11 protein-coding genes are annotated in these 12,821 nt (G+C 70.7%); 6 read left to right on the top strand and 5 right to left on the bottom strand.

The window, feature by feature from the left end; genetic code table 11:
- Nucleotide 1: 1 nt before the first annotated feature.
- Nucleotides 2-1,240, bottom strand: a complete 1,239-nt coding sequence (locus AB0300_RS05045) for an ammonium transporter (protein ID WP_025103552.1) — start codon at nucleotides 1,238-1,240, stop codon at nucleotides 2-4.
- Between the two features lie 134 nt (nucleotides 1,241-1,374).
- Nucleotides 1,375-2,412, bottom strand: coding sequence for a cell division protein ZapE (gene zapE, locus AB0300_RS05040; protein WP_025103553.1), 1,038 nt, complete (start codon nucleotides 2,410-2,412; stop codon nucleotides 1,375-1,377).
- Between the two features lie 144 nt (nucleotides 2,413-2,556).
- On the opposite strand from zapE, the gene AB0300_RS05035 reads away from it, so the two are divergent.
- Together AB0300_RS05035 and AB0300_RS05030 are read left to right on the top strand one after the other, a co-directional pair.
- Nucleotides 2,557-3,450 carry a sulfurtransferase gene (locus tag AB0300_RS05035; RefSeq protein WP_025103554.1) on the top strand — a complete coding sequence of 298 codons (894 nt, stop codon included), beginning with the start codon at nucleotides 2,557-2,559 and terminating at the stop codon, nucleotides 3,448-3,450.
- A gap of 18 nt (nucleotides 3,451-3,468) precedes the next feature.
- Complete coding sequence (locus AB0300_RS05030; protein ID WP_025103555.1) at nucleotides 3,469-3,900, top strand: SufE family protein; 432 nt, start codon at nucleotides 3,469-3,471, stop codon at nucleotides 3,898-3,900.
- On the opposite strand, the gene AB0300_RS05025 is transcribed toward AB0300_RS05030, so the two are convergent.
- Nucleotides 3,884-5,041, bottom strand: a complete 1,158-nt coding sequence (locus AB0300_RS05025) for an alpha/beta fold hydrolase (RefSeq protein WP_025103556.1) — start codon at nucleotides 5,039-5,041, stop codon at nucleotides 3,884-3,886. The two genes, AB0300_RS05030 and AB0300_RS05025, sit on opposite strands and share 17 nt — an antisense overlap.
- A gap of 25 nt (nucleotides 5,042-5,066) precedes the next feature.
- On the opposite strand from AB0300_RS05025, the gene AB0300_RS05020 reads away from it, so the two are divergent.
- From AB0300_RS05020 to AB0300_RS05005, 4 genes are all read left to right on the top strand, one after another.
- Nucleotides 5,067-5,648 carry a DUF3000 domain-containing protein gene (locus AB0300_RS05020; protein WP_025103557.1) on the top strand — a complete coding sequence of 194 codons (582 nt, stop codon included), beginning with the start codon at nucleotides 5,067-5,069 and terminating at the stop codon, nucleotides 5,646-5,648.
- Nucleotides 5,641-6,834 (top strand): HRDC domain-containing protein, encoded by a 1,194-nt coding sequence (locus tag AB0300_RS05015; protein WP_126893129.1) that lies wholly within the window; start codon nucleotides 5,641-5,643, stop codon nucleotides 6,832-6,834. The genes AB0300_RS05020 and AB0300_RS05015 overlap by 8 nt, the downstream gene beginning before the upstream one ends.
- 73 nt (nucleotides 6,835-6,907) lie before the next feature.
- Nucleotides 6,908-8,113, top strand: coding sequence for a thiolase family protein (locus AB0300_RS05010; RefSeq protein WP_249521848.1), 1,206 nt, complete (start codon nucleotides 6,908-6,910; stop codon nucleotides 8,111-8,113).
- Complete coding sequence (locus AB0300_RS05005; RefSeq protein WP_366215572.1) at nucleotides 8,110-10,251, top strand: 3-hydroxyacyl-CoA dehydrogenase NAD-binding domain-containing protein; 2,142 nt, start codon at nucleotides 8,110-8,112, stop codon at nucleotides 10,249-10,251. The genes AB0300_RS05010 and AB0300_RS05005 overlap by 4 nt, the downstream gene beginning before the upstream one ends.
- Here AB0300_RS05005 and AB0300_RS05000 read toward each other — a convergent pair whose 3' ends face one another.
- Together AB0300_RS05000 and AB0300_RS04995 are read right to left on the bottom strand one after the other, a co-directional pair.
- Nucleotides 10,252-11,916, bottom strand: coding sequence for a GMC family oxidoreductase (locus tag AB0300_RS05000; protein ID WP_366215571.1), 1,665 nt, complete (start codon nucleotides 11,914-11,916; stop codon nucleotides 10,252-10,254).
- Nucleotides 11,906-12,820 carry a YegS/Rv2252/BmrU family lipid kinase gene (locus AB0300_RS04995; protein WP_025103562.1) on the bottom strand — a complete coding sequence of 305 codons (915 nt, stop codon included), beginning with the start codon at nucleotides 12,818-12,820 and terminating at the stop codon, nucleotides 11,906-11,908. The genes AB0300_RS05000 and AB0300_RS04995 overlap by 11 nt, the downstream gene beginning before the upstream one ends.
- Nucleotide 12,821: the final 1 nt, after the last annotated feature.

Here is a 12,821-nt window from a genome sequence, read left to right as displayed (position 1 = left end):
GTCACGCGTTCGCGAGGGCGTAGCCCTCCTCGCCGTGGACGACCTGGTCGACACCGGCGATCTCGTCCTCGTTCGTGATGCGGAACCCGATCGTCTTCTGGATCACGAAGCCGATCACCCAGGCGACCACGAAGGAGTAGATCAGCACGCCGGCGGCGGCGATCACCTGGACGGCGAGCTGGCGGGCGTCGCCGCCGACGAACAGGCCGGTGCCGGTCGCGAAGAAGCCGAGGTACACGGTGCCGATGAGACCGCCGACGAGGTGGATGCCGACCACGTCGAGCGAGTCGTCGAAGCCGAGGCGGAACTTCAGCTCCACTGCGAGGGCGCAGACGATGCCGGCGACCGCGCCGAGCAGGAGGGACCACCCGGGGGTGAGGTTGGCGCACGCCGGGGTGATCGCCACGAGACCCGCCACCGCACCGGAGGCGGCTCCGACGGAGGTGGGCTTGCCGTCCTTGATGCGCTCGATGAGGATCCAGCCGAGGATCGCCGCCGCCGTCGCGCCGAGCGTGTTCAGGCCGATGAGGCCGACGCCACCCATGTCCTCGGCGAGCCACTCCGCACCGGCGTTGAAGCCGAACCAGCCGAACCACAGCAGGGCGGCGCCCAGCAGCGTCAGCGGCACGTTGTGCGGCTTGAGGATGCCCTTCTGGAAGCCGATGCGCTTGCCGAGCACCAGGGCGAGGGCCAGCGCCGCGGCGCCCGCGTTGATGTGCACCGCGGTGCCGCCGGCGTAGTCGATCACGCCGATGCCGCTGTCCTCGCCGAACAGGGTGGTGCCGAGGTTCATGATCCAGCCACCGCCCCAGACCCAGGCGGCGACCGGGAAGTAGCCGACCGTGGCGAAGACGCCCGCGAAGATCAGCCAGCTGCCGAACTTCGCCCGATCGGCGATCGCCCCGGAGATGAGGGCGACGGTGATGATCGCGAAGGTGGCGCCGTACGCGACGCTGAGGAGGGCGACGTTCGACCCCTCACCCGAGGCGAGGCTGGACAGGCCGATGTCCGCGAACGGGTTGCCCGCGAAGGCCGTCGGGCTGTCCACGGCGCTCATCGAGAAGCCGAAGAGAATCCACAGCACGGCGACGAGTCCGATCGAGCCGAAGCTCATCATCATCATGCTGACGACGCTCTTCGCCTTGACGAGACCGCCGTAGAAGAACGCGACGCCGGGCGTCATGAGCAGCACCAGTGCCGTCGCGGTGATCGCCCACGAGATGTTGCCGGGAGCATCCATAGGAAAACCTCACATCCGAAGTAGTTGAGAGCTTCAGTGTGACCACGGGCGATTTCGCCCATGCGTGAGGTTTGTTTCCCCGCCGTTACAGCCCGGCTCCGCGTGTGAACATCGCGTTACGCGGGCCTGCGGGCTTACGCAGAATGCGTGAGCGCGTTGAGCCGGGAGATGGCGCGCAGGTACTTCTTGCGGTAGCCCCCGGCGAGCATCTCGTCGGAGAACACGGCGTCCAGCCCGAGGCCCGTCGCGAGGATCGGGATCTGGGCGTCGTAGACGCGGTCGACGAAGGCGACGAACCGCAGGGCCTCGGACTGGTCGGTGAGCTGGCGCACGCCCCGCAGCCCCACCCGGTGCAGGCCGTCGATGAGCCGGATGTAGCGCGAGGGGTGCACCTGCGCCAGGTGCCGGATGAGGTCGTCGAACGCGTCGTCAGAGACGGCGCCGTCCGCCGCGGCGGCGTCCACGGCGGCGCTGTAGGCGGCATCGTCCAGCGCCACGGCGTGACCGTCGATCGCGCGCTGCCGGAAGTCGACGCCGTCGATGCGCAGGGTCTGGAAGCTGTCCGACATCGCGTGGATCTCGCGGAGGAAGTCCTGCGCGGCGAAGCGCCCCTCGCCGAGCGCGTTCGGCGGCGTGTTGGATGTGGCCGCGAGCCGGGTGCCGGTGGGCACGAGCTCCCCCAGCAGGCGCGTCATGACCATGGTGTCGCCCGGGTCGTCGAGCTCGAACTCGTCGATGCAGAGCAGATCGGCGCCCTTGAGGAGGTCGACGGTGTTCTTGTAGCCGAGGGCACCCACCAGGGCGGTGTACTCGATGAACGAGCCGAAGTACTTCCGTCGGGCCGGCATCGCGTGGTAGATCGAGGCGAGCAGATGGGTCTTGCCCACGCCGAAGCCGCCGTCGAGGTAGACGCCGGGCTTGAGCTCCGGCTCCTTCTTGGCCCGGCTGAACAGACCGCCGCGCTTGACGGGGGCGCCGCGTCCGGCGAAGCGGAGCAGCGTCTGCTTCGCCTCCTCCTGGGACGGGTAGGCGGGGTCCGCCCGATAGCTGTCGAACGTGGCGTCGTCGAACTGCGGCGGCGGCACGAGGCTCGCGAGCATCTCGGGTCCGCTGACCGTCGGCGTGCGCTCGGTGAGGTGGACGGTTCCGGTGCGGGTGGTCGGGTCGGTCATCACGGTCCTGAATCAGGCAACGGCCTGTGTCGAAGTCTTACGGATCGGGTCCCGGGGGCGCGCGGAGGATCTATCGTCGAAGGGACGGATCCACACTACGCCGTCCGCACCGCCCGCTCGCCCGCTCACCGCTACGGAGACCCCATGGCCATCGAGTTCGACTCCTCCTCCCCCAAGTTCGCCGAGTACGCCGAGCCCGGCCGCCTGGTGACGACCGAGTGGCTCGCCGCCCACCTGGGAGAGCCCGGCCTCGTGGTCGTCGAGTCGGACGAGGACGTCCTCCTCTACGAGACGGGCCACATTCCCGGAGCGGTGAAGGTGGACTGGCACACCGAGCTGAACGACCCGGTGGTGCGGGACTACGTCGACGGCGAGGGCTTCGCCGAGCTGCTCAGCCGCAAGGGCATCGCCCGCGACGACACGGTCGTGATCTACGGCGACAAGAACAACTGGTGGGCCGCCTACGCGCTCTGGGTGTTCTCCCTCTTCGGCCACGAGGACGTGCGCCTCCTCGACGGCGGTCGTGACCGCTGGATCGCGGAGGGCCGCGAGCTCACCCGCGAGGCGACGAACCGCCCCGCCACGGAGTACCCGGTGGTGGAGCGGGACGACACGGCCATCCGCGCCTACAAGGAGGACGTGCTCGCCCATCTCGGCAACCCGCTCATCGACGTGCGCTCGCCGGAGGAGTACAGCGGCGAGCGGACCACGGCGCCCGCCTATCCGGAGGAGGGGACGCTGCGGGCCGGCCACATCCCCACCGCGCAGAGCGTGCCGTGGGCGAAGGCGGTCGCCGAGGACGGCGGCTTCAAGAGCCGTGCGGAACTCGACGCCATCTACCGGGACGGCGCCGGGCTGCAGGACGGCGACGACGTCGTGGCCTACTGCCGCATCGGGGAGCGCTCGAGCCACACGTGGTTCGTGCTGAAGCACCTCCTCGGCTTCGAGAACGTCCGCAACTACGACGGCTCGTGGACCGAGTGGGGCAGCGCGGTGCGCGTCCCGATCGTCACGGGTACCGAGCCCGGCACCGTCTGAGGTGGGAGAATGGCGGGGATGAACGCCTCCGCCCTGCCCGAGACCCTCGCCGAGATCCGCGACGGATTCCTGGAGACCCCGGAATCGGATCGCCTGCTGCTGCTCCTGGAGTACGCCGACGAGCTGCCCGCCGTCTCCGATGAGGTGGCGGCGCATCCGGAGATGTGCGAGCGCGTCGCGGAGTGCCAGTCGCCGGTCTACATCTACGTCGAAGTCCACGACGACGTCGTGACCATGCACGCCACGGCTCCGGAAGAGGCGCCGACGACCCGGGGGTTCGCGAGCATCCTGGTGCAGGGCCTCACGGGGCTGACGGCGGACGAGGTCCTGGCGATCCCCGAGGACTACCCGCAGTCGATCGGACTCACCAAGGCCGTGTCACCGCTGCGGATCGGCGGCATGACCGGCATGCTGATGCGCGCCAAGAACCAGGTCAGGCAGAAGCGCTGAGCCCCTGCGCCGCGAGCCACTCCGTGATCGCGGTGGTCCAGCCCTTCTCGTCGTAGTTCCAGAGCTTGGTGTGCCTCGCGACCGTGAAGCGCGGCATGGTCACGAGGTCCGGCCGCGCCTCCTGCAGGGCGTGCGAGGCGTCCGCGGGAACGAAGCCGTCGTCGTCGCTGTGCAGGATGAGGATCGGCGCGTGCAGTTCGTCGGCACGGGCGACCATGTCCAGGCGGTCGAACAGGATGGGTTCGTCCGCACCGCTGAGCTTCGCCGTGAGCGGCAGCTGCAGCGCCCCCATGGCGAGGGCGGGCAGGGGCTCGCGCACTCGGGCGACCCGCGCCTGGAAGCGCAGCACGGTGCGCCAGTCCACGACCGGCGACTCGAGGATGATGCCCGCGATGCGATCGCGATGGCCGGAGTTGACCGCAGCCTGCAGGGACACCGCCCCGCCCATGGACCAGCCCATCAGCACGACCCGCTCGGCGCCGTGACGCAGCGCGTAGGCGATCCCGGCGTCCACGTCGCGCCACTCCGACGCCCCGAGGGCATAGGCGCCCGCTCTGGTGCGCGGGGCCTCGCCGTCGTTGCGGTAGGACACGACGAGAGTGGGCAGCCCCGCCGCGTGCATCACCGGCACGGCACGGAGGCATTCGGCCCTGGTCGTGCCCCGACCGTGCACCTGGATGACCCAGGTCGAGGAGTCCCCGGGGAAGAACCATGCGGGGCACGGCCCGGCCGGAGAGCCGATGAGCACGTTCTCCCAGCGCAGGTGCAGCTCGCTCGGCGACGTGTAGTAGCTGCCGCTGAAGGACGCTCCTCGGTCCACTCTGGCGCCGGGTTCGATCTTCGTGAGGAGCTTGCGCCGCACCGTCGTGCCGTCGGCGCTGAGGACGGCACCGAGCTTGACGTAGCCGTAGGTGCCCGTCGTGAACAGGCCGTATCGCCCCGGGAGCTCGGTGTCGAGCGTGCGGCGGAGCTCGATCGTCTGAGCGCCGGTGTCGATCGCGAGGATCTCGGTGTCCTGGATGCGGCTTCGCAACGGGGTGACGACCCGGCGCGCCACCGCGATCACGAGGACCCCGACGGCGGCGCCCACAGCGAGGAGCGCGGGGACAACGATCGCAACGGCGTGCCTGAGACTCTTCATCGCCTTCCGACTCTAGCCTGTTGCCGTGACCGCACACCCCGAGGCCGGGACGCCCTTCGACGCCGCCGTGGCCGAACTGCGCGCGACCGCGTTCCGAGACGACATCGCGGTCCGTGAGATCCCCACGCCCCAGAATCTGGCCCCCTTCGCGATCGCCCTGTCCGCCGACGTCCGCCCGGGCGAGGACGGCGACTCCGTGTACGGGACCGGACGGTTCATCCTGCTGCACGATCCGGACGAGCCGGATGCCTGGGGCGGCGCCTGGCGCATCGTGATCTTCGCCCAGGCGCCACTCGAGACCGAGATCGGCACCGACCCCCTGCTCGCCGACGTCACCTGGTCGTGGCTCGTGGACGCGCTGGATTCCCGGGACGCGATCTACCACTCCCCGTCCGGCACGTCGACGAAGACGCTGTCGAAGGGATTCGGGGGCCTCGCCGACGAGGGCGACGGCGCACAGATAGAATTGCGGGCGTCCTGGACTCCGGAGGGCCCGTTCCGACCGCACGTCGAAGCATGGGCCGAGCTGGTCGGAATGCTGGCGGGGCTTCCGCCGGGTTCCGAGGGCATCGCCGTGATCGGCGCGCGAAAGGCTGTACGTGACTGAATACTCCGTGATCTCCGAAACCGAGGAGTTCCGTGCCGCCTGCGCTGCGCTCGCCGCAGGCACCGGGCCGGTCGCCGTCGATGTCGAGCGGGCGTCCGGCTTCCGCTACTCGCAGCGGGCCTATCTGGTTCAGGTGTTCCGGCGCGAGGCCGGGGTGTTCCTGTTCGACCCGCCCGCGATCGGCGACTTCGCTCCCCTGCAGGAGGCCATCGGCGACGTCGAGTGGGTGCTCCACGCGGCCAGCCAGGACCTCCCGTCGCTGCGCGAGCTGCACCTGGAGCCGAAGGAGATCTTCGACACCGAGCTGGCGTCCCGTCTGCTCGGTCACGACCGGGTGGGTCTGGCCGCCGTCGTCGAGGACACGCTCGGCATCACCCTGAAGAAGGAGCACTCGGCGGCCGACTGGTCCACCCGTCCGCTGCCCGACTCCTGGCTGGACTATGCCGCGCTCGACGTGCTGCACCTCGTCGACGTCCGCGACGCCCTCGTCGCCGAGCTCGAAGAACAGGGCAAGACCGCGTTCGCCGCGCAGGAGTTCGCCGCCACCCTGGCGCGCGCCCCGAAGGCCCCGCGCGAAGACCCCTGGCGGCGGCTGAGCGGGCTCCACCAGGTGCGCGGCGCCCGCAACCTCGCCGTCGCCCGCGCCCTGTGGGAGGCGCGCGAGATGTACGCGCAGCAGCAGGACATCTCGCCCGGGCGCCTCGTTCCCGACCGCTCCCTCGTCGCTGCGGTCCTCGCCAACCCCGCCTCCAAGCAGGCTCTCGCGGGAGTCAAGGAGTTCCAGGGTCGCGCGAGCCGCACCCAGCTCGACCGGTGGTGGCAGGCGATCGTCGACGGCCGTGCCGCCGAGACGCTGCCGCGCGAGCGTGTGCCCAGCGACGCGCTCCCGCCGCCCCGCGCCTGGGGCGACCGCAACCCGGAGGCGGACGCCCGCCTGAAGGCCGCCCGTCCCGCCGTCGAGGCCGTCGCGGAGGAGCTGGGCATGCCCACCGAGAACCTCCTCACGCCCGAGTACCTGCGCCGGGTCGCGTGGGACGGCCCTGGGACGACGGCGGAGGAGATCGGCGCCGCGCTCTCCGCGCTCGGAGCCCGCCCCTGGCAGGTTGAACAGACTGCACAGAAGATCGCCGACGCCTTTGTAGAGGCGGCGCAATCGCCGGACACCACGTCCGCGACCGCTTCGTAGGTTCGATCCAACCGATTCCTCCCGGTTTCCGGCCGTTCATAGACTGAGGCCACCGCACTAACTTGGAGGCAGAGTGGCCGAGATCTCGGACGTCTTCTTCGTCGATGGAGTGCGCACCCCCTTCGGGCGCGCCGGCGAAAAGGGCATGTACTGGAACACCCGCGCGGATGACCTCGCCGTGAAGGCGACCATCGGCCTGATGGAGCGCAACGCGGCCGTACCGGCGGACCGCATCGACGATGTCGCCATCGCCGCGACGAGCCAGACCGGCGACCAGGGGCTCACCCTCGGGCGGTCGGTGGCGATCCTCGCCGGACTCCCCCAGACCGTCCCCGGACTCGCGGTGGAGCGCATGTGCGCCGGCGCGATGACGAGCGTGACGACCATGGGCGCCTCGATCGGCGTGGGCATGTACGACCTCGCCCTGGCGGGCGGTGTCGAGCACATGGGGCACCACCCGATCGGCGCGAACGCCGACCCCAACCCGCGTTTCGTGGCGGAGAAGATGGTCGACCCCGGAGCCCTCAACATGGGCGTCACCGCGGAGCGCATCTTCGACCGCTTCCCGCACCTCACCAAGGAGCGCTCCGACCGCTACGGCATGCGCAGCCAGCAGAAGGTGCAGGCCGCCTATGACGCCGGCAAGATCCAGCCGGATCTCGTGCCGGTCGCGATCAAGCGCGCCGACGGGGCCTGGGGCCTGGCCACCGAGGACGAGGGCCGCCGTCCGCAGACCACGATGGAGGACCTCGCCGGCCTCAAGACGCCGTTCCGTCCGCACGGCCGCGTCACCGCCGGAACGTCTTCGCCGCTCACCGACGGCGCGACGATGTCGCTGCTCGCCGGCGGAAGCGCCGTCAAGGAGCTCGGCCTCGCGCCGAAGATGCGGATGGTCTCGTTCGCCTTCGCCGGCGTGCAGCCGGAGATCATGGGCATCGGCCCGATCCCGTCGACCGAGAAGGCGCTCAAGAAGGCCGGCCTCGACATCTCCGACATCGGTCTGTTCGAGCTCAACGAGGCGTTCGCCATCCAGGTCATCTCCCTCCTCGATCACTTCGGCATCGATGACGACGACCCCCGGGTGAATCCGTGGGGCGGCGCGATCGCGGTCGGCCACCCGCTGGCCGCTTCCGGCGTCCGGCTCATGATCCAGCTCGCGGCGCAGTTCGCGGAGCGCCCCGACGTGCGCTACGGCCTGACGGCGATGTGCGTCGGTCTCGGGCAGGGCGGCTCGGTCATCTGGGAGAACCCGCACTACGACGGAAAGAAGAAGAAGTGAGCTACGACGACGTCGACTTCTCGCCCATCCAGGCGCTCACCGAGGGAGAGGTCGTCACGCACTCCCCCGTGCGCGACATCCGCCTCGCATCGGGCAAGGTCCTCGCCCTGATCACGCTGGACAACGGTCGTGACCACACCCGTCCGAACACCCTGGGTCCGGCCACCCTCACCGAACTCGGCGCGACGCTGGACGGCCTCAGGGCCCGCGCGGCGGCCGGCGAGATCCAGGCGGTCGGCATCACCGGCAAGCAGTACATCATGGCCGCCGGCGCCGACCTCTCCGACATCAGCAAGGTCGGTTCGCGTGACAACGCGCGGCTGATTGCCCAGCTCGGCCACAAGGTGCTCGGGAAGCTGAGCGAGCTCGGCGTGCCGTCGTTCGCGTTCGTGAACGGCCTGGCGCTCGGCGGCGGGCTGGAGATCGCCCTGAACTCCACGTACCGCACGGTCGACGCCTCGGCCGCGGCCGTGGCACTGCCCGAGGTCTTCCTCGGCATCATCCCCGGGTGGGGCGGCGCCTACCTCCTGCCGAACCTCATCGGCATCGAGAACGCCCTCGAGGTGGTCATCTCCAACCCGCTCAAGCAGAACCGCATGCTGAAGCCGCAGCAGGCCTTCGACCTGGGCATCTTCGACGCCATCTTCCCCGCGGCGAACTACCTCGAGAACTCGCTCGCCTGGGCGGACGCGGTCCTCGGCGGCACGAAGGTCGTGCGCAAGAACGAGCCGGGCAAGATCGAGCGCCTCACCAAGTGGCCGATCGCCATCAAGATGGCGCGGGGCATGCTGGAGTCCAAGATCGGCACCGTGCCGAAGTCGCCGTACGCGGCTCTCGAGCTGCTCGACAAGGCGAAGAGCGGCACCAAGGCGGAGGGCTTCGCCCGCGAAGACGAGGCCCTGGCGGAACTGGTGACCGGCGATCAGTTCGCCGCGTCGATGTACGCCTTCGACCTCGTGCAGAAGCGCGCGAAGCGCCCGGTCGGCGCCCCTGACAAGGAGCTCGCGAAGAAGGTCACCAAGGTCGGCATCATCGGTGCGGGTCTCATGGCCAGCCAGTTCGCGCTGCTGTTCGTGCGCAAGCTCCAGGTGCCCGTGCTGATCACCGACCTCGACCAGGCGCGCGTCGACAAGGGCGTCGCCTACATCCACGAGGAGATCGGCAAGCTGGAGGCGAAGGGCCGCGTGGACGCGGACACCGCGAACAAGCTGCGCGGTCTCGTCACCGGCACGACCGACAAGAGCCTCTACGCGGACTGCGACTTCGTCATCGAGGCGGTCTTCGAAGAGGTCGGCGTCAAGCAGCAGGTCTTCGGCGAGATCGAGAAGATCATCGCGGAGGACGCGGTGCTCGCCACGAACACCTCGTCGCTCTCGGTCGAGGAGATCGGCGCGAAGCTCGCCCACCCGGAGCGGCTCGTCGGCTTCCACTTCTTCAACCCGGTCGCGGTCATGCCGCTGATCGAGATCGTGAAGACGCCGACGACCGCCGACACCGCCTTGTCGACGGCGTTCGTCGTCGCCAAGAACCTCGGCAAGAACGCGGTGCTCACCGCCGATGCCCCGGGCTTCGTGGTGAACCGTCTGCTCGCCAAGGTCATGGGCGAGGCGGCGCGCGCCGTCTACGAGGGCACCCCGATCGCCGACGTCGAGAAGGCGTTCGCGCCGCTCGGCCTGCCGATGGGCCCCTTCCAGCTCATCGACCTCGTCGGCTGGAAGGTCGCCGCGCACGTGCAGGACACGATGGTGCGCGCGTTCCCGGACCGGTTCTACGCCAACGAGAACTTCCATGCCCTGGCCGAGCTCGACCAGGTCGTCGAGAAGGACAAGGGCGGCCGTGTGGTCGGCTGGACGAAGCAGGCCGAGAAGGTCCTGGCGCCCGCCGTCGGCAAGAGCCCGGCGTCGGCGGCCACGATCCTGCAGCGCGTGCAGGACGGACTCGCGACCGAGATCAAGCTGATGCTCGACGAGGGCGTGGTGCCGGAGGTCGAGGACATCGACCTGTGCCTCATCCTCGGCGCCGGCTGGCCGTTCATCGATGGTGGGGCGTCGCCGTACCTCGACCGCGAGGGGGCCTCCGAGCGCGCATTCGGCGGCTCCTTCCACACCCCGCAGATCCGCGGTATCCAGAACCGCTGATCAGCTCTCCGCAGGGGGTCGCGCCGTGGGCGCGGCCCCCTGCGTCGTCCGCGGCGCCGGGCGGGTATCCGGCTCGCCGCGGCGCGGCCAGTGCGACAGCGCGTGCTCCGCGAGGGCGGTGATGGTCAGGGACGGGTTCACTCCCGGATTCGCGGGCACAGCAGCGCCGTCGACGACGTGCAGCCCGGGGTGCCCCCAGACGCGCTGATACTCGTCCACGACACCCTCCTCCGGCGCACCGGAGATCACCGCTCCCCCGAGGAAGTGCGCGGTGAGCGGGATCCCGAAGACCTCGGGCCAGGAGCCGCGCGCCGCCGTGGGCACCCCGCCCTCGCGCTGCAGACGCGCGGCGATGGCTCGGGCGGCGCGGTGCGCCTCGGGCAGGTGGCTGGGGTTCGGCGCGCCATGCCCCTGGGCACTCGTGAGCCGCGTCCGCCCGAGGCGACGCCGCAGGGACAGGGTGAGCGAGTTGTCGGCCGTCTGCATGACGAGCGCGATGATCCCCCGTTCGCTCCAGCGCCGGAGGGAGGCGAGGCGGAGGGCCTGCACGGGTCGGCGCAGCACCTGCCCCGCGAGTGCGGCGAGGCGCCCCGGCAAGGCGCGGTCGCCGGGGACCAGCACGGTGGCGAGAGCGCCCATGAGGTTGGATCCCGGACCGTAGCGGACGTTCTCGACATGGGTGCGGTCGTCCACGTGGAATGAGGTGGTGATCGCCACGCCCCGCGCCAGCTCCACCCGCTCCGGCACCCGGACGGCGACGGCACCGTCCAAGGCCTCCGAGTTCGTCCGGGTGAGCCGGCCCACCGCGTCGGAGATCCGCGGAAGCGCGCCCGACGCCTTCATCCGATGGAGGAGCTGCTGGGTGCCCCAGGTCCCCGCCGCCAGCACGACCTCTCGCGCGATGACGGTCTGCTCACGCCGCCGGAACCAGGCACCACTGCGTCGTGTCGTGACCGAGAAGCCGCCGTCCGGCAGCTCGCGCACCTCGGTGACGGTGCGCAGCGGCTCGATGACCGCCCCGCGGCGCTCGGCCAGGGCGAGGTAGTTCTTCACGAGGGTGTTCTTCGCGCCGACGCGGCAGCCGACCATGCAGTTCCCACAGAGCGTGCAGCCTGTGCGCTCGGGGCCCTCCCCGCCGAAGAACGGATCAGCGACCCGCTTCCCCGGTTCCCCGAACCACACGCCGACGGGTGCGCGGCGGAACGTCGCGCCCACCCCGAGGTCCTCGGCGGCTCCGGCCATGATCCGCTCGACCGGTCCGTCGTGCGGATAGCGGTCCACCACGCCGAGCATGCGCCGGGCTGTGGCATAGTGCGGGGCGAGCGCGGTGCGCCAGTCCCGGATCGATGCCCACTGCGGGTCGGCGAAGAACGCCGCGCCCGGTTCGTACAGCGTGTTGGCGTAGTTGAGCGACCCCCCGCCCACTCCCGCACCGGCGAGGATCATGACGTGCGGAAGCCGATGGATGCGCTGCACCCCGAAGCACCCGAGCGCCGGGACCCAGAGGTAGCGACGCACGTCCCAGCTGGTCTTCGCGAAGTCCTCGTCGGCGAATCGCCGCCCGGCCTCGAACACGCGGACGCGGTAGCCCTTCTCCGTGAGCCGGAGGGCCGCGACGGAGCCGCCGAAGCCCGAACCGACGATGACGACGTCCTCATCGAACATGCGCGTCCCTCCGCTCCACCCGGGTCATGACGGTCAGCGCGCCCGCGCGGATCGAGATCGTGCAGGTCTCCTCGCCGACACGCTCGCCGTCCGCGTAGGCCACGAGACCCGGGGCGGCGACGGTGACCGTGCGGGCCCGGACGTGCCGCACCTCCCGGCGCGCCAGGTGCGTCCCGCGCAGGAGGAGCGGGAACAGTCGCACCAGGCGGAGGCGGCCGAGGGGACCCACGGCGACGATGTCGAGGACGCCGTCGTCCGGGGCGGCGCCGATGCACACCGGCATACCCCCGCCGTAGCTCGCGGTGTTCCCGACCGCGACGAGCGTGCCGGGTGCCGCCGTCTCCGGGCCGTCATCGACGCGGATCGTGAAGTCGAACGGACGCAGCCGGACGAGCTCGACCAGCAGCGCGAGGTAGTACCGCAACGCGCCGGAGGGCCAGCGGAGGCGGTTGGTGCGATCGCTCACCCGGGCATCGAAGCCCAGCGCCGCCACCGTGAGGAACAGCGAGGTGCCCGTCGCGGTCCGCACCTCGCCGATGTCGATGGCACGGGGCACGCCGGTCAGCGCGAGTTCCACGGCCTCCGACACGTCCGCGCGCGGCAGCCCGAGCGCGCGCGCCAGATCGTTCCCCGTGCCGGCGGGAACCACCGTCACCGGGACACCCGCCGCACACACGACCTCGAGGATGCCCGAGAGGGTGCCGTCGCCGCCCACGACGACGAGTCCGTCCGGTCCCGCGTCCAGGGCCACCGCGGCCAGCCGCCTCGTGTCGGCAGCCGAACGCCCGGCGTACACGCGCACGTCCGCCCCGCGCCGTCGGAGGTGAGCGAGCGCGTCGTCCGCGACCCGCTGCCCGCGGCCCTTGCCGGACAGCGGGTTCGACAGCACCGCGATGTGCCCCATC

This window comes from Microbacterium sp. NPDC078814 (assembly GCF_040702645.1).
GTDB lineage: Bacteria > Actinomycetota > Actinomycetes > Actinomycetales > Microbacteriaceae > Microbacterium.
This window is presented reverse-complemented; position numbering and strand designations above follow the sequence as displayed.

What these genes read in the sequence shown, in the direction of transcription:
- AB0300_RS04995 (WP_025103562.1), bottom strand. Translation starts at nt 12,820, where the DNA reads ATGGGGCACATCGCGGTGCTGTCGAACCCGCTGTCCGGCAAGGGCCGC.
- AB0300_RS05000 (WP_366215571.1), bottom strand. Translation starts at nt 11,916, where the DNA reads ATGTTCGATGAGGACGTCGTCATCGTCGGTTCGGGCTTCGGCGGCTCC.
- AB0300_RS05045 (WP_025103552.1), bottom strand. Translation starts at nt 1,240, where the DNA reads ATGGATGCTCCCGGCAACATCTCGTGGGCGATCACCGCGACGGCACTG.
- AB0300_RS05025 (WP_025103556.1), bottom strand. Translation starts at nt 5,041, where the DNA reads ATGAAGAGTCTCAGGCACGCCGTTGCGATCGTTGTCCCCGCGCTCCTC.
- zapE (WP_025103553.1), bottom strand. Translation starts at nt 2,412, where the DNA reads ATGACCGACCCGACCACCCGCACCGGAACCGTCCACCTCACCGAGCGC.
- AB0300_RS05035 (WP_025103554.1), top strand. Translation starts at nt 2,557, where the DNA reads ATGGCCATCGAGTTCGACTCCTCCTCCCCCAAGTTCGCCGAGTACGCC.
- AB0300_RS05030 (WP_025103555.1), top strand. Translation starts at nt 3,469, where the DNA reads ATGAACGCCTCCGCCCTGCCCGAGACCCTCGCCGAGATCCGCGACGGA.